Below are 26,306 nucleotides of genomic sequence, written 5' to 3'. Positions count from 1 at the left end.
GCCGGAAAAGCCGGAACGCTACACCGGGTCCGTATACATCTCCACGGTGCCGCCCGGGGTGCTCGCGGTGAGCGCGCACAACAGCTTTTCGCTCGCCAGTTCGGAGTCGAGCGCCAGATCCGCCTTCGTGGCGCCGTCGATCGCGACGTAGATCTTCGCCCCGTCCTTGCCGGTGATCTCGTGATCCCACTGGTACTGCGAGGAAACCGGCGCGCCAGGGGCCCATTCGGGTGGCTGACAGGTCATCGTCGACCCGGCGGTGTGTGAACCGGTGATCCGCGGCTCGCCGAGCGGCATCGGAGCGAGCACGGGGCGCGGTCGCGTGAGCCAGTCATGGAACACAGCCGCGTCGGCGAACCCGTCCGCGTAGCCGTCCTCGCCACACTTCTTGCCGAGGACCTCACCGGCGAAGCTCGCGAACCCGACCACTTCCCGGCCCAGCAGGGTGTCGTGGACGAGAGGGCCGCCGCTGTCGCCCGCGCAGATCGTCGTCGCCGGTGCCTGAGTGCACAAGACCGAAGGCCCGTCGACGATTCCGGCGAGCTGACTGTTACAGCTCTTGTCGTCGATCACCTTCAGGTCGCCGCGCTGCAGCACATCACCGAACGCGGACAGCGGATCCGGCGGCGCCGGCTGCTTCGTCAGACCGTGGCCGTAGATCTCGACCGGTGCCCCCACTTCGGGCGTCCGATGCGCGACCGGGAGGAACGGCGTTCCCCACTGCGGCTCGGCGAGCTGGATGATCGCGACATCATCGGCGACGGCCGAGGAGTGGGGGAGTTCCGGAGCGACCCCTGACGGGATCAGGCGAAAGCCCTGGTGCACCGCGAAACCCTTGATTTTGACCATCTTGCCGGGATGCGCCGACAGCGTGGAGCTCCCGAGATAGACCTCCCAACGGGTCGGATCGCCATGGTCCAGACAATGACCCGCGGTCGCGATCCGGTCCGGCGCGATGAGCACACCACCGCAGAAGGCCCGCAGGGTCAACGGGTCGTCTCCGACGGATGCGATGGTCGCCATCCACGGCGCGGCCGCCGGGTCGGGCACCGGCGTCCCTCCGGAGACCGCCGCGGCGGGCACCGTTCCGGCCAGCACCGCCGCCACGGCCGCGAGTCCCACGACACTCTTTCTCAACACGATTTTCCTCCCTCTGGACGCGGGGAATCAGCGTGCGTTCTGGTACGCGTACGGCTTTCCGAACGCGAACCACGCGATGCTTCCCAGCAGTGGGGCCGCCCACACGACGCAGAACCACACGATCTTCATCCCACAGGGCTGCGGGGCTCTGAGCACGCTGACCATCGCGGCGAAAGCGAGCACGACAAAGGCGACGATCCCGGCGATCAGCACGCCACCGCCCAGCAAGTGAATTCCGTTCGACATCGGCTCCCACATCCTCGGTTTCTGTGGCGCCGATGCTATCCACGGCCCGGCCGCGCGATCATCAGTCCGAGGGAGGAAGCGCTGTCCGACCCCAGTAGGGGTTCAGACCATCTCGGACGGTGAGGGTGATCAACCGTCGGGCGGACCAGACCGGATACGGGGGAAGGATCAGATGTCCAGCATACGGGTGTAAAGCTCCAGGTAGTCGGTGAGTTCGCGGCTCACGAGGAAGCGCTCGCGGCAGTCCCGTCGGGCGGCCCTGCCCAGTTCGGCCGCGTAGCCGGGGCGCCGCAGCAACTCGTCCAGCGCCTTGCCGAACGCCGGATAGTCGAGCGGATCGACCAGGATGCCGGTGGACTTGTCCCGTATCTGCACGAGCAGGCCGCCGACCCCGGAAACGACCAAGGGACGGGCCTTCCACATCGCTTCGGTGACCGTGAGCCCGAAGCCTTCCTCCAGGCTCTTCTGCGCGACGATCGTGGAGCGCCGCTGAACCGCGTTGACGGCCAGTCCGTTGAGCGTGAGGTCCCGCAGGCTCAACATGACCAGGTGCACCCGGGCGCGCGCGTCCGGTGGCAAGGTCTCCCAGGTGCGCCGCACCTCGGCGAAGACGGCCGCCCCTTCGGGGTCGTCCGCGACATCGTCCGGATCCGGTCCCGCCAGCAGCAGATGCGCGCGCGAGTACAGCGCGAGGTCCTCGGTGAAGGTGCGGAGCACGCCGAGCATGTCCTTGAGCGGATCCCAGCGCGAAACCTGGGTCACCACCGGCACGTCGTGGGGCAACGGCTCGTCCTGAATGGTGTAGCCGATCGGCTCGTCACCATTCGACGAATCGGGAATCAGCCCGATCCGGGCGAGGAGCGCCCGTTGCTGCTCCGCGGAGAGTTCCCGGTTCTTCGGCGAGCCGGGATCGATGGAGGGCGTGATCACCGAACGCCGGGCCGCCGGCAGGTAATCCGGCGCGAAGGCGGCGTCGGTGAACACGCCGTGCGGCACGTTTTCCAGGTAGGGGCGAAGGAATTCCCAGGTGGCGCCGAGCGCGCCGCCCCCACCGTGCGTGCCGACGTGACACCGCCACGCGATCCGCACGCCTGCCTCGACCAGCGACGGCACGGCTCCCGCTGTCTGCGGGTCGTGCAGCAGCGCGAGATCGCCGGGAGCGACGTGCTCCGCCAGCCGCGCGGCGGAGCGGGCGGTCACCGAACGGTAGAACTCCTCGTCCTCCGGCGTGAAAGCCGGAATGCGGTGACCGTGCAGACCATGGTGAATCCGTTTGGTGAGCCGGAAGAACTCCGGTTCGGCCTCCGTGACCAGCCAGTGCGCGGGCAGCCCCAGCACGCGCTGGTAGGCGATCGAGGACCAGAGCAGTTCGGCGACGCCCCCACCGGTCGCCGTGCTGCTCACATGCCAGATCCGTGTGGTGCCGAGCCGTTCGGCCAGCATCGTGGCCCGCTGCCGCAGCGCGGGCCCGAGTACCTCACCCGGGATTTCCGCTCCCTGGCCGTTTTCCGGTATTTCGACGCGGGTGACGCCGTAGCCGGACCTCACGCCACATCCGGCATTGTTTCGCGCAACACCTCGGTGTGCTCCTTAGTTCTTCGCCCGGCCGCCACCAGGCTCGAACCAACGCTACGCGGCACCTCACCGGCGCCACAGCCACCGAATGTCCGCTTTCGCGACCGGAAACTCTGCTCGTTTCGGCGGTGTCGGAAAGTTTTCCTGCTTCGTGTTGCGAACGCGCAAATGCCCGTTTCACGAATTCGCCTTCCTGGTCGCGCCGGAATTCAGGTGCCAAAACGTTTCGCAGTCGCGCCCGGCAGGCTCCCCGCCCGGTTCGCCCGGGCGGGGAGCCTGCCGATCTCGCTCAGCCCGACGGCGCGAGCACGACGGCCGTGTTGTGGCCGCCCATGCCCAGCGACGACTTCAGCGTGAGCCCGCCGGTGATCGGCGTACGGCCGCTGATCAGCCGCGGGTGACCGGGCGCGACGCGTGGCGGGGCGGGCAGGTAACCACGGTCATAGGCCATCGCGGCGACCGCGACCTCCACACCCGAGGCCGCACCCTGGCAGTGCCCCACCAGCGGCTTGATCGAGTAGATGCCGGTGTCCGGGCGGAAGAACTCCTCCAGCATCGTCGATTCCGCGTGGTCGCACTGCCGCGTCCCGGGACCGTGCGCGTTGACGTAGGCGATCTCCTCCGCCGGCACACCGGCGTCGGCGAGCGCGTCCCGGTAGCAGACGCGAAGCTGCTCCATGCCCTGATCGATGGAAATGGCGTGATAGGCATCGTGCGTCATCGCGCCGCCCAGCAGCCGCGCGTACGGCCGTGACCCGCGCTTCGACAACACCATCGCCACCGACGCCTCGGCCATCGTGAAGCCACGGCTGCCCTCCTGGAAGGGACGGCAGGCGTCGGGCGGCTCGGTGTCGGTGACGACCACGCCCAGCTTCGCGAAATGCCAGACGTTCTGCGGTGTCGTGGACAGATCGGTGGCCACGAGCACCACGTCGTCGACGACGCCCGCGTCCAGCCACGCCTTCGCTGTGAGGAGACCGGCGTTGCCCGAGGCGCACATCGCGCCGACGCTGAGCACCGGGCCGTGGAAGCCGAACTCCCGCATGAACATGGCCGGCGCGGTCGAAGGCATCATCGCCAGGTAGTCGCGACCGCGCACGTGCCGGTCGTTGGCGTAGAAGTCCTCCCAAAGGTCGGTGTCCCGCAAAACTTCCGCGTGCACCATGCCGACCCGGGGACCGGGCCGCCAGCCGCGCTCACGGGCGTCGAGGACCGCTTCGCGCGCGGTGGCGCGAACCGCCCTGGCGAACCGGCTCGCTCCGTCGGCGGGCTCGCCGCCGTCGGGGACCCGGATGACCCAGGCCGTCTCGTCACGGTCGCGCCCGAAGCCGCCTTCCAGACGGGCCGCGTGCTTGCCCGAATCGAGTCCTTCCCACAACTGTTCGCGGCCCCAGCCGTAGCCGGTGACCGCGCCGATCCCGGAGATCGAGATTTCCTGTGCGCTCATCGCACTCGTTCCTTTCCGGAGTGTTACCATTTGGTCCATTCCGGGTGAATGGACCTATCGAGGGAAACGAGTGTTGACGGAATGGCGATGCCGTTTTCCGGATGACGATCGGGATCGGCTACCCGGAGTATCCACACTGGACAGTTCGGCTACACCGCGTCGCGAACGGGGCGATGGTCCTCAGGGTGCGGGCCGAACGGCTCTTCAGCGACATCGGCCACGGACGTCACGCTGGGGAATCCACCGTCACAGGAGGAGAAACAGCGATGACGGAGCCGACCGCGAAACGGATCGCGAAGCTGATCGAACCGTTGCGGGTGACGCCGGGCTCGAAGGTGAAACTCCCCCATGATTTCGATCCCGGCTACAAGGACGATTTCCTGAGCAAGGAAGACGGCCGGGAACTGCTCCGCACGACCACGGCGTCGCTCGCCGACCATCAGCGGCGGCTGGCCGCACAGAACACCCACGGGATGCTGGTCTGCCTCCAGGGCCTCGACGCCTCGGGCAAGGACGGGACCATCCGTCACGTGATGAGCGGCGTGAACCCGCAGGGCGTGCGCGTGAGCAACTTCAAGGTGCCCTCCGCCGAGGAACTCGATCACGACTACCTGTGGCGGTACACCCTCCGCCTGCCCGAGCGGGGCGCGATCGGGATCTTCAACCGCTCCCATTACGAAGAGGTCCTGGTGGTCCGGGTCCATCCGGAGAACCTGGACCGGCAGAAGCTGCCCGCCGAGGCCAAGGGCGCCGATGTGTGGAAGCGCCGTTACCGCGAAATCAACGACTGGGAACGCTACCTCTCCGACAACGGATTCCGCGTGGTCAAGCTCTTTCTGAACCTCTCCCGGGAGGAACAGCGCATTCGTTTCCTCAAAAGGATCGACGTGCCCGAACGGAACTGGAAGTTCTCCGCGGCGGACGTTCGCGAGCGCGCGTACTGGGACGACTATCAGCGCGCCTATGCCGAAATGCTTTCGGCGACCAGCACCCCGTGGGCGCCGTGGTATGTCATCCCGGCCGACCACAAATGGTTCGCGCGTCTGGCCGTCGGCGCGGTGATGGCGCACACGCTGCTCGACATCGGCCCGCGCTATCCGGAAAGGGGCGAGCACACCCGCGAGGAACTGCTCCAGGTCAAACGGGATCTCGAAGACGAGGCACCGCCCGGAGAACCCGCCGACCCGTTCGAAGAATCCTAGGTCCGGCTTCCGCCCCTGGCATAGACGACCAGCCCCGCGACGGCCAGGACGGCCGCGGTCACGGCCGCCGTGGTGTCCTCCGGAGGTTGCGAAGGCCAGGTGGCCACGCGCAGGATCACCGGTTGCGCCATCGGCGGGACGACCGCCGCGAGACCACCCCAGGTCACCGGCAACGTCCAGGCGAGATGGTGACCGAACGCGGCGGCGGCCAGCGTCCCCAGACCGGCGAGTCCCGCCGCGTCGCGGAGAAGCAGCCCGGCGGGAACGTGCGTCGCGACGAAGGCGGTGCCGAACACCAGCGCGGTGATCGCGATGGCGTGGCCCGCGCGCCAGCGGACCCAGTTCAGCGCGGCGGTGCGGTCGAGTTCGCCGCTGGGGCCGCCCAGGCCGGGACCCGCCACGGCGACCCCGAGCACCAACCCGAGGATCGCGAAGATCACGCTGCGACTGGGGTGGCGCTGGTCGTCACCGAGCAGCGTGACGGCCAGGACTCCGGCCAGTGCCAGCGGAAACGCCACCGGCACCTGGCGCGACCGCAGATACAACCCCAGAAACCGCACCATCGCTCCGTTCTTGACTGTCCATAGTGTACTTCCTGTCAAGACGCACCTCCGGCGAGCGCCGCTCGCAGGTCACCCTGGCAGGTGAACCCTGCCCGGCGCACGGCCGCGATCCGCCTCACCTGCTCCGGCTCGGGCAGTGCCTTCAACTGCCGCCAGGCATCGGCTTCTTCGGGACTCACCCGGGCATTCCCCGGTCCTGACTGGCCCGGCGCCGGATAAGCGCCATACAGCCACGCGGCGGCGAGACGGCGGACTCGGTAATCGTCCGCGATGCCGGTGCCATCGGGCCGGTCACAGAGCCGTGTTCCCGCGCCCGCGAGCATCCGGACGACCACCTGGTCGTCGCTTTCCCCCTGGGAGACCGCGAAGTTGTCACTGTGTACCCAGATTTCGCCCGCCGGTTGCGCACCGGCCCGGTAGCTGGTCACCTCGTGCACCGATGTCGGGGCATCCGGCAGGACGGCCAGGAGCTTCAGCGCCCGGCGGGCAGGCCCGGTCATCCGGGACAGGCCCTGGGCGTGCACGCTGGTCATGCAGACTGCCGGCCCCCCGTCGGTAGTGCAGACCTCGGCCGCGGCGCCCGGATCGGCCACGATCCCGTCGGCGGGCGCGCCGCTGAGCATCGTCGAAGCCGCCACCAGCCCGGCCACCGCGGGAACCACGGCGACGAGCGCACCGCGCCGCGTGAGCATGAACAGCAACAGCCCGCTCACCGCCAGCGCCCCGAACCACACGGCTTGCGCCAGGCTCACCGATCCGGAAATGGTCGAATATTCGTCGAGTTTCTTGCTCAGATTGGGTACGAGCAGCCCCAGGGCGCCGGGTGAACCCGTCTTGCCGAACTGGATGGGTGCCATCAACACCAGGAAACCCGCCACGACCAGTAGCGGTGGCGTGTAGCCCGACGGCAGGAGCCGTCCGATCCCCATGCCCAGCCAGGAGGCCGCCACCAACGAGAGCGCCCCGACACCGGCGATCGGCAGCCAGTCCAACTGCTGATAGGCGGTGTTGCCCGCGACCCTGACCGCGCCGGCGGCCAGGATCAGCAGGTAGCCCAGGACCACGCAGATCGCCATCGCCGCCGCGCTCGAGAGGACCCGCAGCGGGACCGGCCGGGGTGTGGTCGCCAGCAGTTCGACCATCCGGCTCCGGCGATCGCGGCGTGCCTGCCACGCACCCGCGCCGAGCGAGAGCGGCCAGAGCAGGACGAGCATGATGCGCTCGAAGGTGACCAGCAAGGTCCACTGAGTGTCCCAGAGATCGCCCTGATGAGTGGTGAACAGCAGGTACAACCCGGCGACCCCGAGCAGTGCCACCAGGCCACCCACGGCGGAAGCGGACGAGCGGCGCAGTTCGATCCGCAGGATGCGCGGGTTCAGCGCGGACATGGGCGCGGACATCACCGGCCCACCCGCCCGCGGCGACCCCACGGACCCCGCCGGTGAAACGTTCTGTTCGGTCCACAAAGGACTCATGACCCACCTCCGGTGAGCGCCGCGGTCAGATTATTGGGGCAGGTGAACCCCGCCCGGCGAACGGCCGCGATCCGCTTCACCTGCTCCGGCTCGGGTAGCGCCTTCAACTGCTTCCAGTCGGCATCGGCCTCCGGCCAGGCCGCGGGGCCGAAGCTTCGCCGTTCGCCCGGTGCAGGGTAGACGCCGTACAGCCACGCCGCGGCGATGCTGCGGACGAGACGATAATTGGCGTCGGAAACATCGCGGTATGCGCACTCCCGCGTTCCCGCGCCGGCCAGGATGCTCACGACCAGTTCGTCGTCGTCCGCCTTCCGCGTAACGGTGAGGCTGTTCGTGTTCAGCCAGGCTTCACCGGCCGGTTGCGGGCCGGGCCGAAAATCGGTCACCTCATGCACCGACGTCGGAGCATCCGGCAGGACGGCCAGGAGCTTCAGTGCCCGGCGGGCCGGACCCACCATCCGGCTGAGGCCCCGCGCGTGCGCCCGGGTCATGCAGACCACCGGCTCCCCGTCAGTGGTACAAATCTCCGCGGCGGCAACCGGGTCGGCCACGACCCCGTCGGCAGGCGCGCCGCTCGCGATCGGCAACGCCACCACCAGCCCGGCCAGGGCGGGAACCACGGCGACAAGTGCACCGCGTCGCGTGAGCATGAACAGCAGCAACCCGCTCGCCGCCAGCGCGCTGAACCACACGGTTTGCGCCAGGCTCATCGATCCCGCGATGGTCGAATATTCGTTGAATTGGAGACGCAGGTTGGGCATGAACAACCCCAGGGCACCTGGGGACTCCGTCCTGCTGAGTTCGATGGGCGCCAGCAACACCAGGAAGCCCGCCACGACCAGCAACGGCGGGGTGTAGACCGACGGCATCAACCGGCCGATCCCCATGCCCAGCCAGGCGCCCGCCACCAACGAGAGCGCCCCGACGCCCACGATCGGCAGCCAGTTCATGGCCCCGTAGTCGGTGTGGCCCGTGACTCCCACCGCGACGGCGGCGAGGATCAGCAGGTAGGCGAGGACCAGGGAGATCGCCATCGCGGCCGCGCCAGGCGGAACCCGCAGCCGGACGGGCCGGGGGGTGGTCGCCAGGAGTTCGTCCATCCGGCTCCGGCGATCGCGGCGAGAGTGCCACGCACCACCGCCGAGCGCGAGCGGCCAGATCACGACGAGCATGATGCGCTCGAAGGTGACCAGCACGGGGAACCACCGGCCGTCCAAGCCGTCCCCCTGGTGAGTGGCGACCAGCGGGTACAGTCCGGCCACGCCGGCCAGAAAAAGCAGGCCACCCACTACGAGCGCGGACGAACGGCGCAGTTCGATGCGCAGGATGCGCGGGTTCAGCGCGGACATGGGCGCGGACATCACTTGCTCACGCGCCTACGGTGCCGGGCGAGCAGAGCGGTGTAGCCGCGCTCGATCGGGTTGTCCCCCGCGTCGTCGGCACCCCCGAAGGACGCCACCTCGGCCGGCGTTCCCTGATACACCAACCGGCCTTCGTCCATGAGCACCACGGTGGTGCACGCGGCGGCGACATCCTCGACCAGATGGGTGGACACGAGCACGCACGCGTGCGTGCCGAGTTCGCGCAGCAGCGCGCGGAACTCGAGGCGCTGCGCGGGATCAAGGCCGACGGTGGGCTCGTCCAGCAACAGCACATCCGGGTCGTTGACGATCGCCTGCGCGATTCCGGCGCGGCGCAGCATTCCGCCGGAAAGCGTTTTCATCCGGTCACCGGCCCGATCGGCGAGGCCGACCCGTTCGATCGCCCGTTCCACCGCGCCCGGCACGTCGGCGGAGGCCATTTCCTTGAGCCAGGCCATGTACTCGACGAATTCGCGCACCGTGAATCTGGCGTAGTAGCCGAATTCCTGCGGCAGATAGCCGATCCCGCGGCGCAGGCCGCGCAGGTCCGCGCGACCGCCGATCGCCTGACCCATCAACTCGAGCTTCCCGTCGGCGGGGCGGAGCACCGTGGCCAGCGCCCGGATCAACGTCGTCTTGCCCGCCCCGTTGGGGCCGAGCAGGCCGTGGACCCCGTCGCCGAGACGCAGATCGAGCCCGGCGACGGCCAGGCGGCGACCCGCCCGCACATGCAGGTTCTCTGCCTGGATCTGCCACGCGTAGGTGGTCGGCGCCAGCTCCGCGGAGCGCACCGTTCTCATCATCTCGTCCCTTTCTTCACTTCGTTCTCAATGCTTGGTGGGCGGAACCGTCGCGAAAGCGTGGCCGCGGACCGTGGTGGCGACCGCGACGAGCACGACGGCCAAGGCCCAGAACGGGAGACTCGCCGGGGCCAGCAGGACGGACAGCCGTGCGGTCAGCAGGCTTGGCGCGACGACCACAGCGACCCACAACACGCCCAGCGCCAGCGCCGCCCTGCCGACGCCGAGCACCGTGCCCAGTGCGAGCGAACCGAGGGTGAACGCCAAACAGGGCACCAGGCACAGCACCGGCTGCTGACCCGTGATCCACCCTGCCACGACGAGCAGCGGTGTCATGACCACCAGCACCGCGGCGGTACGACGCAGCACGAGTGCCAGGCCCGCGCGTGGCGTGGCCGCGGTCAGTTCCCCCATGGGGTCCAGTTCGCGGCTCCAGGCCGCGGCCACCCCGAACAGCGGCGCGATCGGGGCCACCAGCAACACCAGTGAGGGAAGCCGGTGCGTTGTCTGAAAGAGATCCAAACTCAGCGCGGTGAGCGTGACCAGCACGCTCATCAACAGCCACGGCACCAGTGAAGGCGGTGCCCAGGTGCGCAGCCATCGCGACACCTTCGAGCCCACCGGCGCCGGGCGGCCCACCGCGGCCGCGTCCACCCGCTCCCACACCTCGTCCAGCAGCGTGGACACCGCGGGCGCGTGCGAGGAAACCGCTTCCGCCACGCGCCGACGGCACGGCGCACAGCTCTCCAGGTGTCCTTCCAACGCCCACACCTCATCGGGCGGCAGCAGCGCGGGCTCGACGACATAGGCCATGATCAGACTGTTGTCGGCATGGCTCATGACTGTTCCTCCGCGAGTTTGCGCGCCCCCGCGACCGTGTCGACAGGGCGCTCCTTACTGGCGTCCGTCACGCAGTGCGGTTGGGCGCCCTGCCGCCCCGCTAGCGGAAAGAGCGGGCGCGCTCTGCGGTAACCTTGACAGCCGCGAGTTGGCACAAGACGGCTCATGACATCGCCCTCCGCATCGCCAGCCGGGCACTCCTGGCCCGGGTCTTCACCGTTCCCTCGGGGATGCCGAGCAACGCCGCGGTCTCGCGGACCGACAGCCCGTCGAGCACCATCGCCTGCAGCACCTCGCGCAGCTGCGGTGCCAGCGAAGCGAGTGCGGTGCCCACGTCACCGGACAAAGTGGACTCCAGCAACGTCTCGTCGGCACCGGGCGCGCCGGGCGTGACGTGGGAAGCCACGGCATCGACACGCGCACGATGGCGTCCTTCACGGCGGAAGTGATCGACGAGCCGTCGCGCGGCGACCGCCCACAGCCAGCCGACCGCGGCGCCGTCGGCCGCTCCCGCGAAGGTGCCCGCGGCCCGCCACACGGTCAGGTAGGTGTCCTGGAGCACTTCCGCGACGAGCTGTTCGTCGGCGCAGCGCCGTTTCAGCCGCACCGCGAGCCACGGTGACGTGCGACGATAGAACTGGTCGAAGGCGCTACGGTCGCCTTTGGCGATCCGCCGCAGCAGGCGTTCCTCGTCGGGCTCGCCCGGCGCGGCCGGTTTGGTCCACACACTGACACGTCGTCCCCCACCACCCACCGGGTTCACAATGTGACCCACGCCACAATTGGGACGACCCCTCAGCGAGCGGCGATCCCAGCTTGTCCATTGTGGACAGATATGAAGGAGAGCCCGCAGCCACCGGTGCAGGCCATCGCCATCAGGTCGCCCGCGCGCACGTCGAGCGGCAGAGCGACCTCTACAGGCACGTCATCCACTCCCGCGTTCCTGCCGACGACGGTGACCTCACGCAGGACAGGACCCGCGTGGCGGCCGATCAACCGCGCGGTGCGAAGGCGCGCGTTGCCGCCCGTCCCGCCGTCGACGGTGACGAAAGTGCGGCCACCAGCGGATTCCCGCACCCCGAGGACGCGGTACAGCGTGACACCGGCTCGCGCGATCAGCGCCCGTCCGGGCTCGATGGCCACCTGTGGACGCGGAAGGCGATGCCGCTCGCATTCGTAACCGAGCGCGGCGCGCATCCGGCCGCCGAAACCGCCGAGATCGAATTCCGGATCGTGGGCGCGGTACGGCACGGCGTGCCCGCCACCGAGATTGAGCAGACCGAGAACGACCCCGTGCCGGTCGCGGATCCGCGCCAGCAAACCCAGCATCCGCCGGACGGCTTCCTCGTAAACGGCGACGCGGAGCACCTGCGAACCGAGATGGCAGTGCAGGCCGATCAGACGGAGGCCTCGCCGTGCCAGCACACGCCCCGCCGCCTCGGTGACGACATGGGCATCGGAGCCGGTGCCGACCCGGAGGAGCACCGGCTGCCCGTACGGCGCGATCGTGGCGACCTGCTCGATCTCGTCGAACGACTCGAGCGCGATGCGGCCCGCCCCGTATTCGATCGCGGCCTTGAGATCTTCCGCGGTGTTCGCGCCGGCGTGGAAGGTCACGCGCTCCCCCGGAAAATCCACGGACCGCGCCAGAGCCAGTTCCCCGGCCGACCACACGGCGAGCGAAAGGCCTTCCCGCTCGCACCACGACGCGACCGGACCGGTGAGCGACGCCTTCGCCGCATAGAAGATCTCCATCTCCGGAATCCGGCGTCGATAGTGCCGGCAGCGTGCGCGAAAATCCGCTTCGTCGATGACCAGGGTGGGTGTGCCGAATTTCGCCGCGATTTTCGTCAGGGACACGCCACCCATCACGACATCCCCGTTTTCACCGTTCACCGCGCCGGCGGGCCAGACCCGCCGGCTCAGTCTTCCCTGGCCGATCCTGGCGACGCTCGGTATCGACTCGCCCAGCGTCATGACCATCCCTCCTCGCGCGCGAGGGCGTGCCGCGCGAGCACACCGGGAGAGGGTCCGCGGAGATTGTTCGTCGACACGCCCGCTCCACGCGTACCACGATTCGCGCTCGATTCACCGATCCCGGGAGGGGAAATCACGAAACGGAGTAAAACGGTTTCCGAATCGGGATATGGCCGGCTCGCCAATTAACCTCCGCGACATTCACGTCGCCAATTGCGCACGCCTGGTTCCGAGCCGCACCAGGTAACGGCGAAGTTCGTCGGCGCCCCAGACGATGAACGGGTACGGCAGCAACAGCACCAGATAGCCGGGCGGCAGCGCGGCGGTGCCGAGCAGAGCCTGGAAAGGCGGCGCGTAGACGAAGATGCCGACGAGCGCGAGTTCGGCGGCGATGCCCGCCAGCAGGTGCCGGTTGGAGAACACACCGATCGAGCGCAGTGAGGCGTGCTGGGTGCGCACGGCGAACGCGGTGCCGATCTGGCCGAAGACCATGCCGAGGAAGGTCATGGTCGTGGCTTGCTGGTAGGCGTGGTGCAACGGCTGCCCGGGTCCGACCTGAGCTCCCGGGTGCCAGCCGGACCTCACGAGCACGTAGAAGAACCCGACCATCTGCAACACCGACACCAGCAGGCCGAGGAAAAGCCAGGTCCGGACGAGCATGGAACCGCGGATCACCCCTTCGCCGCGGGGCCGCGGCGGGCGGTCCATGAGCCCCGGTTCGGCGGGTTCACGGCTGATCGCCAGCGCGGGCAGCGTTTCGCTGCCGACGTCGAAGGCCAGCAGCTGCAGGATGGTCAACGGCAGCGGGATCGCGCCCCCGCTGAGCGCGAACACGAGGAACGCGACGATTTCCGGGGTGGCGTGGGAGAAAATGTAACTGATGAACTTGCGGACGTTGTCATAGATCCGGCGGCCGGCCTGCACCGCGGAAACGATCGAGGTGAAGTTGTCGTCGGTGAGGATCATCGTCGCCGCCTCGCGGGCCACGTCGGTCCCCGACTTCCCCATCGCGACGCCGATGTCGGCGCTGTGCAGCGCGGGAGCGTCGTTGACGCCGTCACCGGTCATGGCGACCACATGACCGTCTCCGCGCAGGGCTTCGGCGATGTGGAGCTTCGCCTCGGGTGAAGCGCGAGCGAAGATGATCTCGGGTTCGCGCCGGATCAGTTTCCCCAGTTCCGCTTCGCTGAGCCGTTCGAAGTCCTCGGCGGTGACCACGGTGGGGTCCGGGCCGGTAATGCCGACCCGCCGGGCGACGGCCGCCGCCGTGAGGGGGTGGTCGCCGGTGATCACGATGATGCGGATACCGGCGGTACGGCAGCGCGCGACCGCTTCGGCGACTCCCTCACGAGGCGGGTCGATCAAGGCGATCAGTCCGGCGAAACACAGTTCGCGCTCCGCGTCGTCCCGGCGCTGCGGCGGTTGCCCAGCGGGCAGCATCCGCTCGGCCAGCGCGAGTACACGCAACCCCTCCGAGGCGAAGGTGTCGACCTGAGCGGTGACGCGCTCGCGCCAGGCGTCGTCGAGAGGCACCGGCTCCCCGTCCTCACCCAGAATGCGCGTGCAGCGAGGCAGGACGCTTTCCGGCGCACCCTTGGTGTGCACGGACAGCACATCCCCGTCGTGGCCGTCGATGGTCGTCATCAGTTTGAGCTCGGGATCGAAGTGGAACTGGCGGCATCGCTCCGCTTCCCGGGCGGCGATACCGGCGTCGGCGCCGAGGCGAGTCGCCGCGAGCAGCAGCGCGATTTCGGTCGGGTCACCGGCCGCTTCGCTTTCTCCGTCAGGAAGTTCGGCGTTGTTGCACGCCGCCGCGATGCGCGCGACCGCCCGCAGGGCCGGGCTCGCCCCGGAACTCGCCCAGTCGAACTCCGCGCGGCCGCCCGCGCTCCAGGCCGCCGCGGGCCGCATCCGGTTCTCGGTCAGCGTGCCGGTCTTGTCGGTGCAGATCACGTCGGTGGAGCCGAGGGTTTCCACCGCGGACAGCCGTTTGACCAGCGCGCCGCGTGAAGCCAGAGCCCGCACCGCGACGGCGAGCGCCAGCGTGATCACCGGCAACAGGCCTTCCGGGACCATGCCGGCCAGCAGCCCCGCGGCGAACAGCACCGCGTTGGTCAACGACAGGTGCGCCCCGAACATCGCCACCGGGATGAAGGCCAGTGCCAGCAGCACCGACACCGCCGCGATCAGCCAGGCCACGCGGCGGACCTGCCGCTCCAACGGGCTGGGTTCCTGCTCGACCCGTTCCGACAGGGCGGCGATCCGGCCCAGTTCGGTGTGCATGCCGGTGGCGAACACGACCCCGCGTGCTTCGCCGCCGGTACAGTTCGTGCCGCTGAACGCCAGATCGTGAGCCCTCAGCACCGGCACGCGCACGTCCTGCATCGTCGCCGACCGCACGACGGGCACGGATTCGCCGGTCAGCGCGGACATGTCCACCTCGATGGCGCCGCCCAGCAGCCGGACGTCCGCGGCGATCCGGTCCCCTTCTTCGATCAGCACGATGTCACCGGGCACCAGTTCGACGGCGTCGACTTCACGGTGCGCGCCGTCACGCACCACCGTTGCGCGCTGCGGCAGGTACATCGCGAGCGCCTCCACCGCACGCTCGGCCTGCAACTCCTGCACGAAGGCGAACGCGGCGTTCAGCACGATGATCAGCACCACGGCCCCGGCCACCACCTGCGAGCCCACCATCAGCAGAAGCGCGGCGGCCAGCCACAGCAGCAACGCCAACGGGTGCGTGAACTGCCGGACCAGTTCCCCAGGCCACCGTCGTTTACCCCGGCGGCGCAACTCGTTCGGTCCGTACTGCACCAGCCTGCGGCCCGCTTCCCGGCCCGAAAGGCCGCCCCGCGAACTGCGCAGGTCACGCAGCAGCGCGTCGGCAGCCTCCTCGGGATCGAGTTCGGGTGGCCGCACCCACGCGTCGTGCTGACTCCGCATCTCGCCATCGTCACGCGCGAGGGTCACCACGGCGAGACCCGGCGGACCCCGCGGAAACGACGTTGTGCCCCTTGCCAGGACGGCACCTGCGCCCTACCTACCGCGAAAAGTCCGGCGATACGCCGTTGGCGACACACCGAGACAGGCGTGCAGATGCTGGCGGAGAGAGCCCGCGGTGCCGAAACCGGCTTCCTCCGCCACCCGGTCGACCGGCAGATCGCTTTCTTCGAGGAGCTCGCGGGCCCGTTCGAGCCTGCGCTGGGTCAGCCACTGCGCCGGCGACATGCCCGTCTCGTCGCGGAAACGGCGCGTGAAATTGCGGACGCTCATCGATTCCCGGGCCGCCAGTTCGCGGAGCGTCAGCGGGCGGCCGAGATGCGCCAGCGCCCAGGCCCGTGCCTTCGCGGTGGAGGACCGCGCGGCTTCCGCGACCGGCCGCCGGATGAACTGCGCCTGACCGCCGTCGCGGTGAGGAGGGACGACGGTGCCGCGCGCGACTTCGTTGGCCACCGACGCCCCGTGATCGCAGCGGATCATGTGCAGGCACAGGTCGATGCCGGACGCTTCGCCCGCCGACGTGAGCACCTCGCCCTCGTCGACGTAGAGGACGTTCTCGTCGAGTCGCACCTTCGGGAAAAGCGCGCGGAACAGCGGGGCCGACTTCCAGTGGGTGGTGGCACGGCGCCCGTCGAGCAGTCCGGCGCCGGCAAGCACGAAAGCGCCCGTACAGATCGACGCCACGCGCGTACCGCGCCGAATCCGTCGCAATGCCTGGGCCAGAGGCGCCGGGAGCTTCGCCGCCGGCGAGTAGTCCGCCTCGGCCGCCGGCACGATCACCGTGTCGGCCTCGGCGAGTGCTTCCGGGCCGTTGGCCACGTGGATGGCGAAATCGCCGGTCGTGCTCACCTCTCCGGGCTCGACCGCGCAGGTGAGGACTTCGTACAGGCGATCACCGCGGGCAGAAGTGGCCTGCCCGAACAATTGGTGCACGATGCCCAGTTCGAGCGGCAGCAACCGGGGACGGACCAGCACGGCGACCCGGTGACGGCCAGGCTGTGTGAAGGCGCCCATGGCCCGATCCTGACACATGTTGGCCATCAGGCCACTCGTGAGGCACGTCGAGCCGCCCCACGATCGGGGACATGAAGGAATTCTCGAAAACCCGCGTTCATCGCGCGTGGTGGATCGCCGCGGTGACCGGCCTGGTCATCGTGGTCACCGGCGCGTCGACCGGCATGCCCGACCTGCTGACCGATCCGCTCCAGCAGGATTTCGGCTGGTCACACCCCCTGCTCGGGGTCGCGTTCGGGATCGACATGGCGCTGTACGGGGTGGTCGCTCCGTTCGCGGCCGCGCTCATGGACTCCTTCGGTGTGCGCCGGGTGGTCGCGGCCGCCCTGGTCACGATCGCCGCGGGCACCGCGCTCACCGCCGTGATGACCGCGTCGTGGCAACTCGTGCTCGGCTGGGGGTTCCTGCTCGGGCTCGGCACCGGGTGCATGGCGCTCACCTTCGCCGCGACCGTGGCCACCCGGTGGTTCGTCGCGCGGCGCGGGCTGGTCAGTGGCGTCCTGACCTCGGCGAGCATGTTCGGCGGCATGGTCGTGCTGCCGCTGCTGGCCTGGGTCGTCAAGCAACACGGATGGCGCCCATCGGTGGTGGTCGTGGGCCTCGCCGCGCTTCTCCTCCTGCCTCCGGTGTGGCTGCTGCTGCGCGACCACCCCGCCGATCTCGGCCTGAAAGCCTATGGTGCCAAGGAATTCACGCCGAAACCCGCTCCGGTGCGAGGAGCCGCGCGGCACGCCCTCACCGTACTGCGCGACGCCGCGCGAACCGGTCCGTTCTGGTTGCTGGTCGGGTCCTACGGGATCTGCGGCGCCTCCACGAACGGCATCATGATGACCCATTTCGTGCCCGCCGCCCACGAAGGCGGTATGCCGATCACGGTCGCCGCGTCCTTGCTCGCCGTCATGGGCGTGTGCAACGTGGCGGGCGCGACCGGATCGGGCTGGCTCACCGACCGCTTCGACCCGCGCCGGCTTCTGGCGATCAGCTACTCGTCGCGTGGCGTGTCACTCGCCTTTCTCCCCATGGTGCTCGGCCCGGTCGTGCACCTGCCGCTCCTCGTCTTCGTGGTGGCCTACGGCCTGCTCGATCTGGCCACCGTGCCTCCCACGATCGCGCTGTGCCGCCGGTTCCACGGGGACGACGGCCCCGTGGTCTTCGGCTGGGTCAACGCCGCCCATCAGCTCGGGGCGGCGGCCGCGGCCTTCCTCGGTGGCGCCGCCCGCGCCGCGTCCGGCGGCTATGACATCGTCTGGCTCGGCGCGGCCGTCCTTTGTGGACTCGCGACCGGGTTGTCGATGGCGATCAGGCGAGCGGCCTCCCGGCAGGCTCAGGACCGGAAGCGGCCGCCGCCGATCTCATCGAGCAGGATGCGGACCTCGTCCCGGATCCGGCGGACGACGTCCTCCTCCCCGAGGCCCGCGCGGACCAGTTGCTGAGCCAGTGCGCCGAGGTAGTCGGCCGCGTGCACCACGCTCTGCAGGGCGTCGAGTTCGACGCCGGCCTGGAGTTGCGCGCGGACGGCGATGGCACCGCCGAGCACATGGCTGATTTCGTCGGAGATCTGCCGGCGGGACTCGTCGGGAAGATCCGAACGGGCCAGTTGCCGCAGGATGCGATTGGCCGCCGCGATGAGCGCGTTCAACAGGGCGAAGTCCTGCCGGGCGGGAATCTTGATGGCATCGAACCCACCCGCCTGCTGGCCCAGCGGATTCCCCGCGACGATGGCGCGGCTCTGCGCGCCGAAGTTCGCGTCGCTGAAAGCCTGGAGCTGGGTCGCCTTGCGGGCGTTGAGCGCCGGGCGGAAGCACGGATGGATGTGGAACTCGTTCTCGTGCGGCTGAACCGGCACGTTCGAAGTACTGGCGTAGGCGACCTCCGCGCCCCGGCGCACCCCGAGGAATCCCACGCCGTAAAGGATTTCGAGCGCGGTGTCCGCGTCGAGCCCCTCGGTGTAGCGCGGGAACCGTGTCCGCAGCGTTTCCTGGAACGGCTCGAAGGTGGCGGCCAGGGCCTTGCGCATCACCACGTAACCGGAATTCTGGAAAAGCGCGAAAAGCCGGTCCAGAAAAGGCAGTGTGACGCGATACTCCTTGGCCAGATCGAGCAGCTTCCACTGGGAGAACGTGCTCGTGGCCTCCTTCACGTCGGCGGCCGTGATCGTCTGGTGGCCGTGGTCGCGCGCGGTGTCACGACACTGGTTCAAGAACTGGATCGCGTCGCGAGGCCTTGGCAGCGCACGGGAGAAGAGGTACTCCGCGGTCGGCTCACCGTCCACACGCGCCGGGAACACACGGCTCCACAACTCGTCGTGGCTCAGGTCCCGCCCCAGGGAAACACGAGCGCGCAGCAGCGCCAGCGCCCGGAGCTTTTCGGTGGTCCAGTCGACCCGGACCTCGTCGCTGTGGAACTTGTCGGCGTCACCGAAATCGAGTGCGTCGTAAATGTCGGCCCGCAGGAAAAGAACGCACCGCATCGCCTCACGGTAATGGCGGGAGACGTGTTTGCCCGCGAGCAGCAGGCCGATGACGAGCTGCTCGCTTTCCGGGTCCGTGGACCACACCTGTTCCAGCTGGTCGACGAGCACGAGCAGCGGCGGGTGCGTGCCGGCGCAGCCCAGCGCGGTGAACGCCCGGGCGACTCCCGCTTCGAGCACTTCCAGCTGCCGCGATGCCCGCGCGCCCTCGGAGTTTCCCTTGTGGTCCACCGATGCCTTGACGCCGAAGGCCTCCAGCGACAGCGAGGTCTGCAACCCGCGTCCGCCCCGGACCACCCGGTCGTAGAAATTCCGGTCGTCGTCTTCGCCGTTGTTCCGCAGGAACCGGCGCAGCGTCCGGACCGGGGAGGAGAACCGGTTTCCGTGCGCGTCACGGGCGTGGCGGACCAGGTAACGCGCGGCCTGGACGGCGAACACGTAACGCCAGATCAGCGATTTCGCCATTTCGCCGGTCAGGCCCTGCAACTCGAACCGCCGGATCTCGTCACCCGCCGCGTCGTCCGGGGTGACCAGGCACGTCCGTCCCGCGTGCTCGGGTGAAAGAGTCAGCCGCATGCAGATGGCGCTCTTTCCCGACCCTTTGCGCCCGATGATCAACGTCTTCCGGCCCACCGACGCCTCTTCGAACGCCCTCGTCGGCAGAAAGCCGGTGCGCAGCAGTCCATCGGTGAAATCGTTCTCGGCATCGTCACGGCCGAAGAACAACCGGCTCACCACACCGTCGTCGGCCACCAGCTCTCCCTCCCCAGGAACCGCGAGCGTTCGGCGTCACTCCCGTAGGTCGTCCGGACCACCCGTCGCAGGCCAGTATCGCAGAACGGCAGGCGCGTTCGGAGAAAAATCAGGGGGATCGGCGAGCGCGTAGCCGCGAAGGCGCGGCAGGCGCCCCAGCGGTCAGCAGCCCGTCGGCCAGCGTGTGCATGGCCGCTTCGAGGCGCGCGATTTCGCCGCGCTCCAACAGGCGGAGGGTCGGCTCGGCGTGAAGGCCGGCCAAGAGCAGATCGGCCAGCAGGGGCGCGTCCAGGTCCGGCCGCTCCGCGGCGATCAGCGTGCTGACGTGATGGTGCCAGAACGGGTAGATCGGGTGCTCGTCGCAGTCGGGATGGGACGTCGGCGGCACTTCCTGGCCGAGAGCGCCCAGCAGGCCCTTGTTCCGGCCGACCATTTCGACCACCGCGGAGAGGAAGGCCCGCAGGCGTTCGCGCGGCGGAGCGCCAGGGCCCAGCGGCGGCGGATCGTTCTCCACGGCGTCGTTGAGGCCACGGGCACGCTCCCGCATCAGCGCGATCATCAGGCCCATCCGGTTGCCGAACCGGTGGAACACGGTGGCCTTGCCCACCCCGGCCGCCGCCGCGACCTGCTCGATGGTCACCTCGCCGGGGCGGTGGCGGCCCAGGAGTTCCTCGGCCGCGGCAAGGATCGCCCGCCGGTTGCGCGCTGCGTCGGCGCGCTCGCGCCGTTCTGCGGGCATGGTCTTCCCTCTCGACAACTGAACCAGCGGTCCAGTACGGTCAACTTGACCACTGGTCCACTTACTTTGAGGAGAATACCGTGCGACGGGTTCGTTACCACAGCTACGGCGGCCCGGAGGTACTCCGGATCGAAGACGCGGAACAGCCGGAGCCCGGGCCTGGTCAGGTGCGCCTGCGCACCGAGGTGATCGGGACGAACTTCATCGACAGCAAGCTCCGGCAAGGCTGGGGTGAACGGTACGGGCGCCCCATGCCGGCGACGCTGACCGGCGATGTCGTCGGCACCGTCGAGGCCGTCGGCCCCGACGGCGATCCCGCGCTGATCGGCCGCAGGTTCGCCGCGCTCAGCGAAGACGCCTACGCCGACCAGGTCGTGGCCGACACGCGGTGGCTCACTCCGGTTCCGGACGGACTCGACGACGGATCGGCCACCATGCTTTCGATGATCGCCCCCATCGCGCTCGGCACCCTGCGCTTCGGCCGGATCGCGCCGGGCGAGACGGTGCTGGTGCAGGCCGCCGCGGGGGCGATCGGGCATCTGACCGTGCAACTCGCCAAGATCCTCGGCGCGGGCCGGGTCATCGGTACCGCCGGATCACCGTCCAAACTGGACTTCGTTCGCGCGCGCGGAGCCGACGTCGCGATCGACTACACCGACGATGCCTGGCCGGAGCAGGTGCGTGCCGCCGCGCCGGAGGGAGTCGACCTGGTCCTCGACGGAGTCGGTGGCGAAGGAACGGCACGCGGTCTGGACCTCTTGGCACCCGGCGGCAGGATGGTCACCTATGGCTTCGCCGCGGGCGAACCCGAAGCAATTCCGGTACGCACGCTTTATTCACTGCGCTCGGTCATCGGATTTTCCCTCCTGGCGTGGCGTACGGCGCGACCGGACGAGGTGACCAAGACGGTCGCCGAGGTCACCGACCATTTCCTGGCGGGCCGTCTGCGCGGAACCGTCCACACGCGACTTCCCTTGACCGAGGCGGTGAAAGCGCACCAAATCCTCGACGACCGCGCTCAACTCGGCCGCGTCCTCCTCGTGCCCTGAGGCCGCCTGAACATTCACGGTGAGTCGTCCTGGTCGTCGGCCACCGACAGGCGTGCCGCGAGATCATCGGTGAAGCGCTGGAGCAGGCGGTAGAAGGTCTTGCGGTCTTCCGCCGACCATCCGTCCAGCGCTTCACCGATCCAGCCGAGCATGGTGCGCAGATACCGGTCGGCGATCTCGGCCCCTTCCGGAGTCGATTCGATCAGCCGCGCGCGCCGGTCGTCGGCATCGGCGAGCCTGCGCACGAGCCGTCTCCGTTCGAGCACCTGGACATGCCGCGTGACATGCGGTCCGGCGACCTGCATCCGCTCCGCGATCTCCCCGACGCGGAGGGCCCGGCCGCTCAAGCGCAGCGAGACGAGGATCGACACGGCCGGCCTGTCCAGCGTCGGAGCGGCCCGTTCCATGGCGCGTTCCATGAGACCGCTTCGGTTGAGCACGTTGCCCAACTGCATGATGCGGGGCAGGACGGGCCGCAGGTCGGGACCGTCGCCGGTGTCTGTGTCCGTCATCACACTCCACTTCGATACCTAACTTAGGTATATAGTTGCCCTGTCCGCGTCGGACCCGGGGGTGCGGCGCGGTCGTCATAAAGATACCTAAGTTAGCTATCAGTCGCGCACGGCGGGACCGTGCGCAGAGGAGTGACCATGAACACGCGAGCACCACGCACGATCTTGATCTCCGGGGCCGGGATCGCGGGCCCCGCGCTGGCCTTCTGGCTGCACCGGCACGGGTTCGCGGTGACCGTGGTGGAGCAGTCGGCCACCGTGCGCACCGGTGGTTACCCGATCGACCTTCGCGGCACGGCGGTGGAAGTCGCTCGGCGGATGGGGATCCTTCCCCGCCTTCAGGACCTGCATGTGCGCACTCGCCGCCTGGTCGCCCTCGACGCCGATGGCAGCCTGGTGGCCTCCCTGTCGTCACAGGTGACGGACGGCGACGGACATCAGCACCTCGAGGTGCGCCGAGGTGATCTGACCGAGACGCTGTACGGACTGGTCGAAGACACCGTCGAATTCGTCTTCAACGACTCCATCCACTCCCTCGACGAGCACGCGGACGGCGTCGACGTCGTCTTCGACAGCGGCGTCCGGCGCCCGTTCAGCCTGGTGATCGGCGCCGACGGCCTGCACTCCCGCACCCGTGGGCTGGTCTTCGGCCCGGAGAAGGACTTCCACCACTACCTCGGTTACTGCTTCGCCGGTTTCACCATGCCGAACTTCCTGGGGCTGTCCCATGAGGCCATGTTGTGGAGCAGTCCGGGCAAGGGAGCGGCCCTCTACGCCGTCAAGGACAGCGACGAGGTCCACGGGTTCCTCAACTTCGTCAGACCGGACGCGCCGCTCGAGGCTTTCCGGGACCCTGAGGCGCAACGGGAACTGGTCGCCGAAACCTTCGCCGGCGAGGGGTGGGAGATTCCCCGCATGGTCGCCGCGATGAACCAGGCCGACGACCTGTTCTTCGACGTGGTCAGCCAGATCCGCATGCCACACTGGTCGAGCGGACGGGTCTCGCTCATCGGCGACGCCGGCTACGCGACGTCGTTCCTGACCGGCCAGGGGACCAGTCTCGCGCTGGTCGGCGCCTACATGCTCGCCCATGCGCTGGCCACCCATTCCGACCACACCGCGGCCTTCGCCGCCTACGAGCGCGATACCCGCGACTTCGTCACGCTCAACCAAGGACTGGTCACCGAAGGCAAGGCGACGATGTTCCCGGCCACACCGGAGGCACTCGCGGAACGCAACGCCATGCTCCGCCGACTCGACTTCCTGCCCACCGAAATGGTGCGGCCGGAACATTCGGCGCTCACCCTGCCGGACTGATTCACCGGTCCCGGTGGATTCGAATACAAGCGGATAACGATCGGCCCCCGCGCTTCGAATCCGCGTCGACGAGAGAGACCCTGGCACGATGACCGACAAGCACCATTCCGCGCGGGTGCGCATCGTCCGTCCCTTCGCGACGGTGGCCTCCGTGGCGCTTCTTGTCTTCACCGGCTTGGGAATCAGCGCGTTCGTCGGTCCGGCGGCCGCGAACAGCGCGACCAGGGCCGCGCCGAGTCCGGGGAGTCTCGGCGCGGCCGAGGCCGTCGTGCGGGAAAAGGGTTACCGGCCGTACTCCAACGCGGGCTGGGACGGCCCGAGCACGTTGAAAGTCATTCTCGGTACCGTGAGCATTTCGGTGGACGGTTATTCGAACCGCGCCTTTTTCTTCGCCAACGGGAACTTCGTGGGTACCGACACGTCGACCGACAGCGCGGGCATCACGGCGCTCGGGGCGGTCGGCGACACGGTCACGCTCTCCTACCAGTTGTACAACCCCGCCGACCCGATGTGCTGTCCCACCGCGAGTACCGCGACGGTGCGCTATCACTGGACCGGCAGCGGTCTCGTGCCCCTGGACAAGGTCCCCTCCCCCGACTGGGCCGCCATACCGAGCCGCCGCTGAGACCACACCCCTCGTCCTTGCCCGCGATCCGCCCTCCCCCACCCATAGCCGGTTCCGTATAGTAGGTTCCGACTATGGGGGTGCGGATGGCGAAGCGGAAGATCACCAACACCTTGGCGCTGGCCGTGCTCGGCCTGCTGCGGGAGCAGCCGATGCACCCGTACGAGATGGCGTCCACGCTGCGAGAGCGACACAAGGACAGCAGTTTCAAGATCAATTCCGGCTCGCTGTACGACACGGTCGAAGCGCTGGCCCGGCAGGGCTGGATCGAACCGGTCGAGACGGCGCGCGACGGCAGACGGCCGGAGCGGACCGTCTACGCCACCACCGAAACCGGCCAGGCCGAGTTCGTGCGGTGGATCGACGAACTGATCCGCACGCCTGTCGCGGAATACCCCAAGTTCATGGCCGCGGTGTCCTACCTCGGTGCCCTGGGTCCGGACGCCGCGGCGGACGCGTTGGCCGAGCGGGAGTCGCGCCTGAACCGGCGGATCGAGGAGACCAAGGCCGTACTGGCCGGCACGGTCGGCTCCGGGCAGGTCCCCCGGCTGTTCATGATCGAGGTCGAGTGCGCGCTGCACGCCTGGACGGCCGAATTGGACTGGACCAGAAAGACGATCGAGGAGATCCGCACCGGCAGCCTGTACTGGCCGGAAATCGAACGGACCGAAACCGGATGGACCTGGTCCGCGCCCACGGACCGGAAAGGGAGTTCCCGGTGACCGAGGTCCTGATCGTCGGCGCCGGGCCGGCCGGCCTGATGCTCGCCGGTGAACTCCGGCTCGCCGGTATCGAAACGACCGTGGTCGAACGCCATCCGCGCCGTCCGGACTTCTGCAGGGGCTTCAACGTGAACGCCCGCGCGCTGGACCTCCTGGCACGGCGGGGGTTGCCGACCGGTTGGTGCGCGAGGGAAGGCAGGTCCCGCACGCGGCGTTCTCCGGCCTTCCGGTCACTCTCGGCCTGGCGGGGGCGCACACCGACCACCCGTACTCGCTGGGCATCCCGCAAACCCGGGTCGAGGAAATCCTCGAGGAACACGCGGTCGAACTCGGTGCCGAGGTCCGGCGTGGTCACGAATTGCGTGCCCTGCGCCAGAATCCCGACTCGGTCGTCGCCACCATTACCACCTCTGACGGCGATTACCGCCTTCGTACCGCCTTTCTGGCCGGCTGCGACGGCGGTCGCAGCACCGTGCGAAAACAGGCCGGCATCGACTTCCCCGGCACCGCGGCGACCCGCTTCACGCTCCTGGGCGATGTCGAACTGGCCGAGCCCGGGGCGTTGCCGTTCGGCGCCAGCGAAGGGCCGGGCGGCACGGTCTTCGTCATTCCCCGCCCCGGTTACGTCAGAATCCTCACCGCCGACCGGGAACCGCCCGCGGACAAGGACACCCCGGTCACCCTCGACGTCCTGCAAAGCGCCGTGAACCGGGCGCTCGGGCGGGAAGTCGGACTGTGCTCACCGCGTTGGCTGACCCGTTTCGGCAACGCGGCCCGCCAGGCCGCCGAATACCGTCGCGGCAGGGTTTTACTGGCCGGGGACGCCGCGCATATCCACCCACCGGCCGGGGCGATCGGAGTCAACGTCGCTCTCGACGACGCGTTCAACCTCGGCTGGAAACTCGCCGCCACCGTGCGCGGCATCGCCACGCCGCAGGTGCTCGACAGCTATCACACCGAACGCCACGCGGCCGGTGCTCACGTGCTGGCCAACACCCAGGCGCAGGTCCACCTCGGCGAGGCGGGGCCGGGACCGCTCGTCGACCTGCTGACCCGCGTGGCCACGCATCCCGGCGGCAACCGGGCCTTCGCCGAGACGATCACCGGCCTGGACACCCGGTACGAAACGCATCCCGTCGGCACGCATCCCTGGCTCGGCCGCCTTGTCCCCAACCTGGCCCTGTCGACCAGCGCCGGTGACACGGACGTCGCCACGCTGCTGGCGACGGGCCGCTGGCTCCTGCTCGACCTTTCCGGGAAACACGACCTCCGTGAGGTGGCCGTGGGCTGGTCCGACCGAGTCGACATCGTCGACGCGACTTGTCCAGACCAGTCAGAGCTTCGGGCGATCCTGCTGCGGCCGGACGGCCACACCGCGTGGCTGAGCACCGCCGGCCCGGACGGTCTCCACGAGGCGCTACAGCATTGGCACGGTCCCGCGAACGTCGCCGCGGCGGTCTGACTGGTCTGTCCGAA

At 69.0% G+C, this 26,306-nt stretch carries 23 protein-coding genes and 1 pseudogene; 8 read left to right on the top strand and 16 right to left on the bottom strand.

The window, feature by feature from the left end; genetic code table 11:
- Window positions 1-18: 18 nt before the first annotated feature.
- From ACFSXZ_RS31665 to ACFSXZ_RS31650, 4 genes are all read right to left on the bottom strand, one after another.
- Window positions 19-1,140 carry a S1 family peptidase gene (locus tag ACFSXZ_RS31665; RefSeq protein ID WP_378269191.1) on the bottom strand — a complete coding sequence of 374 codons (1,122 nt, stop codon included), beginning with the start codon at window positions 1,138-1,140 and terminating at the stop codon, window positions 19-21.
- A gap of 27 nt (window positions 1,141-1,167) precedes the next feature.
- Window positions 1,168-1,386: a PLD nuclease N-terminal domain-containing protein gene (locus ACFSXZ_RS31660; RefSeq protein ID WP_378269190.1), complete on the bottom strand. Its 219-nt coding sequence runs from the start codon at window positions 1,384-1,386 to the stop codon at window positions 1,168-1,170.
- 168 nt (window positions 1,387-1,554) lie between these two features.
- Window positions 1,555-2,934 (bottom strand): glycosyltransferase, encoded by a 1,380-nt coding sequence (locus tag ACFSXZ_RS31655; RefSeq protein WP_378269188.1) that lies wholly within the window; start codon window positions 2,932-2,934, stop codon window positions 1,555-1,557.
- A 316-nt stretch (window positions 2,935-3,250) separates the two neighbouring features.
- Window positions 3,251-4,408: a beta-ketoacyl synthase N-terminal-like domain-containing protein gene (locus tag ACFSXZ_RS31650; RefSeq protein ID WP_378269187.1), complete on the bottom strand. Its 1,158-nt coding sequence runs from the start codon at window positions 4,406-4,408 to the stop codon at window positions 3,251-3,253.
- A 266-nt stretch (window positions 4,409-4,674) separates the two neighbouring features.
- On the opposite strand from ACFSXZ_RS31650, the gene ACFSXZ_RS31645 reads away from it, so the two are divergent.
- Window positions 4,675-5,610 carry a polyphosphate kinase 2 family protein gene (locus tag ACFSXZ_RS31645; protein WP_378269185.1) on the top strand — a complete coding sequence of 312 codons (936 nt, stop codon included), beginning with the start codon at window positions 4,675-4,677 and terminating at the stop codon, window positions 5,608-5,610.
- On the opposite strand, the gene ACFSXZ_RS31640 is transcribed toward ACFSXZ_RS31645, so the two are convergent.
- From ACFSXZ_RS31640 to ACFSXZ_RS31600, 9 genes are all read right to left on the bottom strand, one after another.
- Window positions 5,607-6,173: a hypothetical protein gene (locus ACFSXZ_RS31640; protein WP_378269183.1), complete on the bottom strand. Its 567-nt coding sequence runs from the start codon at window positions 6,171-6,173 to the stop codon at window positions 5,607-5,609. The two genes, ACFSXZ_RS31645 and ACFSXZ_RS31640, sit on opposite strands and share 4 nt — an antisense overlap.
- 35 nt (window positions 6,174-6,208) lie before the next feature.
- Complete coding sequence (locus tag ACFSXZ_RS31635; RefSeq protein ID WP_378269181.1) at window positions 6,209-7,573, bottom strand: hypothetical protein; 1,365 nt, start codon at window positions 7,571-7,573, stop codon at window positions 6,209-6,211.
- 71 nt (window positions 7,574-7,644) lie between these two features.
- Window positions 7,645-9,009 carry a hypothetical protein gene (locus ACFSXZ_RS31630; RefSeq protein WP_378269179.1) on the bottom strand — a complete coding sequence of 455 codons (1,365 nt, stop codon included), beginning with the start codon at window positions 9,007-9,009 and terminating at the stop codon, window positions 7,645-7,647.
- Complete coding sequence (locus ACFSXZ_RS31625; protein ID WP_378270067.1) at window positions 9,009-9,809, bottom strand: ABC transporter ATP-binding protein; 801 nt, start codon at window positions 9,807-9,809, stop codon at window positions 9,009-9,011. The genes ACFSXZ_RS31630 and ACFSXZ_RS31625 overlap by 1 nt, the downstream gene beginning before the upstream one ends.
- A gap of 27 nt (window positions 9,810-9,836) precedes the next feature.
- Window positions 9,837-10,649 (bottom strand): zf-HC2 domain-containing protein, encoded by an 813-nt coding sequence (locus tag ACFSXZ_RS31620; RefSeq protein WP_378269178.1) that lies wholly within the window; start codon window positions 10,647-10,649, stop codon window positions 9,837-9,839.
- Between the two features lie 163 nt (window positions 10,650-10,812).
- On the bottom strand, window positions 10,813-11,376 hold the full coding sequence (locus tag ACFSXZ_RS31615) for an RNA polymerase sigma factor (RefSeq protein ID WP_378269177.1): 564 nt from the start codon (window positions 11,374-11,376) through the stop codon (window positions 10,813-10,815).
- Window positions 11,377-11,444: 68 nt separating this feature from the next.
- Complete coding sequence (locus ACFSXZ_RS31610) at window positions 11,445-12,626, bottom strand: diaminopimelate decarboxylase family protein (RefSeq protein WP_378269175.1); 1,182 nt, start codon at window positions 12,624-12,626, stop codon at window positions 11,445-11,447.
- A gap of 201 nt (window positions 12,627-12,827) precedes the next feature.
- Window positions 12,828-15,572, bottom strand: coding sequence for a cation-translocating P-type ATPase (locus tag ACFSXZ_RS31605; RefSeq protein WP_378269174.1), 2,745 nt, complete (start codon window positions 15,570-15,572; stop codon window positions 12,828-12,830).
- A gap of 93 nt (window positions 15,573-15,665) precedes the next feature.
- Window positions 15,666-16,643, bottom strand: a complete 978-nt coding sequence (locus tag ACFSXZ_RS31600) for a GlxA family transcriptional regulator (RefSeq protein WP_378269172.1) — start codon at window positions 16,641-16,643, stop codon at window positions 15,666-15,668.
- 71 nt (window positions 16,644-16,714) lie between these two features.
- Between ACFSXZ_RS31600 and ACFSXZ_RS31595 the strand changes: the two genes are divergently transcribed.
- Complete coding sequence (locus ACFSXZ_RS31595) at window positions 16,715-18,076, top strand: MFS transporter (RefSeq protein WP_378269170.1); 1,362 nt, start codon at window positions 16,715-16,717, stop codon at window positions 18,074-18,076.
- On the opposite strand, the gene ACFSXZ_RS31590 is transcribed toward ACFSXZ_RS31595, so the two are convergent.
- Together ACFSXZ_RS31590 and ACFSXZ_RS31585 are read right to left on the bottom strand one after the other, a co-directional pair.
- Entirely contained in the window at window positions 17,968-19,866 is a 1,899-nt protein-coding gene (locus ACFSXZ_RS31590) for a P-loop ATPase, Sll1717 family (protein ID WP_378269168.1), read from the bottom strand. The two genes, ACFSXZ_RS31595 and ACFSXZ_RS31590, sit on opposite strands and share 109 nt — an antisense overlap.
- Window positions 19,867-19,975: 109 nt before the next feature.
- A complete protein-coding gene (locus tag ACFSXZ_RS31585; protein ID WP_378269166.1) occupies window positions 19,976-20,605 on the bottom strand; it encodes a TetR/AcrR family transcriptional regulator in 630 nt (209 codons plus the stop codon).
- Window positions 20,606-20,685: 80 nt separating this feature from the next.
- Between ACFSXZ_RS31585 and ACFSXZ_RS31580 the strand changes: the two genes are divergently transcribed.
- Entirely contained in the window at window positions 20,686-21,654 is a 969-nt protein-coding gene (locus tag ACFSXZ_RS31580) for a quinone oxidoreductase family protein (protein ID WP_378269164.1), read from the top strand.
- Between the two features lie 14 nt (window positions 21,655-21,668).
- Here the strand turns inward: ACFSXZ_RS31580 and ACFSXZ_RS31575 are convergent, their stop codons facing one another.
- On the bottom strand, window positions 21,669-22,166 hold the full coding sequence (locus ACFSXZ_RS31575; RefSeq protein ID WP_378269162.1) for a MarR family winged helix-turn-helix transcriptional regulator: 498 nt from the start codon (window positions 22,164-22,166) through the stop codon (window positions 21,669-21,671).
- A gap of 138 nt (window positions 22,167-22,304) precedes the next feature.
- On the opposite strand from ACFSXZ_RS31575, the gene ACFSXZ_RS31570 reads away from it, so the two are divergent.
- The 5 genes and pseudogenes from ACFSXZ_RS31570 (at window position 22,305) to ACFSXZ_RS31550 (ending at window position 26,292) form a co-directional block, all read left to right on the top strand.
- Window positions 22,305-23,483, top strand: coding sequence for an FAD-dependent monooxygenase (locus ACFSXZ_RS31570; RefSeq protein ID WP_378269160.1), 1,179 nt, complete (start codon window positions 22,305-22,307; stop codon window positions 23,481-23,483).
- Between the two features lie 88 nt (window positions 23,484-23,571).
- Window positions 23,572-24,108: an LppP/LprE family lipoprotein gene (locus ACFSXZ_RS31565; protein WP_378269159.1), complete on the top strand. Its 537-nt coding sequence runs from the start codon at window positions 23,572-23,574 to the stop codon at window positions 24,106-24,108.
- 74 nt (window positions 24,109-24,182) lie between these two features.
- The gene (locus tag ACFSXZ_RS31560) at window positions 24,183-24,830 is read left to right on the top strand and encodes a PadR family transcriptional regulator (RefSeq protein ID WP_378269157.1); all 648 of its coding nucleotides are present in this window, start codon (window positions 24,183-24,185) and stop codon (window positions 24,828-24,830) included.
- Window positions 24,785-25,764, top strand: a pseudogene (locus ACFSXZ_RS31555) (FAD-dependent monooxygenase); the annotation flags it as partial. The gene ACFSXZ_RS31560 and the pseudogene ACFSXZ_RS31555, both read left to right, overlap by 46 nt.
- Entirely contained in the window at window positions 25,744-26,292 is a 549-nt protein-coding gene (locus ACFSXZ_RS31550; RefSeq protein ID WP_378270065.1) for an aromatic-ring hydroxylase C-terminal domain-containing protein, read from the top strand. The pseudogene ACFSXZ_RS31555 and the gene ACFSXZ_RS31550, both read left to right, overlap by 21 nt.
- The last annotated feature ends 14 nt before the right edge of the window (window positions 26,293-26,306 follow it).

Origin of the sequence: Amycolatopsis pigmentata (assembly GCF_042684065.1) — a bacterium.
Lineage (GTDB): Bacteria > Actinomycetota > Actinomycetes > Mycobacteriales > Pseudonocardiaceae > Amycolatopsis_E > Amycolatopsis_E pigmentata.
The sequence above is the reverse complement of the archived record's forward strand: the minus strand, read 5'-3'. Positions and strand labels throughout refer to the sequence as shown.

Bases quoted from the DNA above. Each gene is read 5' to 3' on its own strand.
- ACFSXZ_RS31660 (WP_378269190.1), bottom strand. From the start codon at position 1,386: ATGTCGAACGGAATTCACTTGCTGGGCGGTGGCGTGCTGATCGCCGGG.
- ACFSXZ_RS31650 (WP_378269187.1), bottom strand. From the start codon at position 4,408: ATGAGCGCACAGGAAATCTCGATCTCCGGGATCGGCGCGGTCACCGGC.
- ACFSXZ_RS31645 (WP_378269185.1), top strand. From the start codon at position 4,675: ATGACGGAGCCGACCGCGAAACGGATCGCGAAGCTGATCGAACCGTTG.
- ACFSXZ_RS31640 (WP_378269183.1), bottom strand. From the start codon at position 6,173: ATGGTGCGGTTTCTGGGGTTGTATCTGCGGTCGCGCCAGGTGCCGGTG.
- ACFSXZ_RS31635 (WP_378269181.1), bottom strand. From the start codon at position 7,573: ATGTCCGCGCCCATGTCCGCGCTGAACCCGCGCATCCTGCGGATCGAA.
- ACFSXZ_RS31630 (WP_378269179.1), bottom strand. From the start codon at position 9,009: ATGTCCGCGCCCATGTCCGCGCTGAACCCGCGCATCCTGCGCATCGAA.
- ACFSXZ_RS31625 (WP_378270067.1), bottom strand. From the start codon at position 9,809: ATGAGAACGGTGCGCTCCGCGGAGCTGGCGCCGACCACCTACGCGTGG.
- ACFSXZ_RS31620 (WP_378269178.1), bottom strand. From the start codon at position 10,649: ATGAGCCATGCCGACAACAGTCTGATCATGGCCTATGTCGTCGAGCCC.
- ACFSXZ_RS31610 (WP_378269175.1), bottom strand. From the start codon at position 12,626: ATGACGCTGGGCGAGTCGATACCGAGCGTCGCCAGGATCGGCCAGGGA.
- ACFSXZ_RS31605 (WP_378269174.1), bottom strand. From the start codon at position 15,572: ATGCGGAGTCAGCACGACGCGTGGGTGCGGCCACCCGAACTCGATCCC.
- ACFSXZ_RS31600 (WP_378269172.1), bottom strand. From the start codon at position 16,643: ATGGGCGCCTTCACACAGCCTGGCCGTCACCGGGTCGCCGTGCTGGTC.
- ACFSXZ_RS31595 (WP_378269170.1), top strand. From the start codon at position 16,715: ATGAAGGAATTCTCGAAAACCCGCGTTCATCGCGCGTGGTGGATCGCC.
- ACFSXZ_RS31585 (WP_378269166.1), bottom strand. From the start codon at position 20,605: ATGCCCGCAGAACGGCGCGAGCGCGCCGACGCAGCGCGCAACCGGCGG.
- ACFSXZ_RS31575 (WP_378269162.1), bottom strand. From the start codon at position 22,166: ATGACGGACACAGACACCGGCGACGGTCCCGACCTGCGGCCCGTCCTG.
- ACFSXZ_RS31570 (WP_378269160.1), top strand. From the start codon at position 22,305: ATGAACACGCGAGCACCACGCACGATCTTGATCTCCGGGGCCGGGATC.
- ACFSXZ_RS31565 (WP_378269159.1), top strand. From the start codon at position 23,572: ATGACCGACAAGCACCATTCCGCGCGGGTGCGCATCGTCCGTCCCTTC.
- ACFSXZ_RS31560 (WP_378269157.1), top strand. From the start codon at position 24,183: ATGGGGGTGCGGATGGCGAAGCGGAAGATCACCAACACCTTGGCGCTG.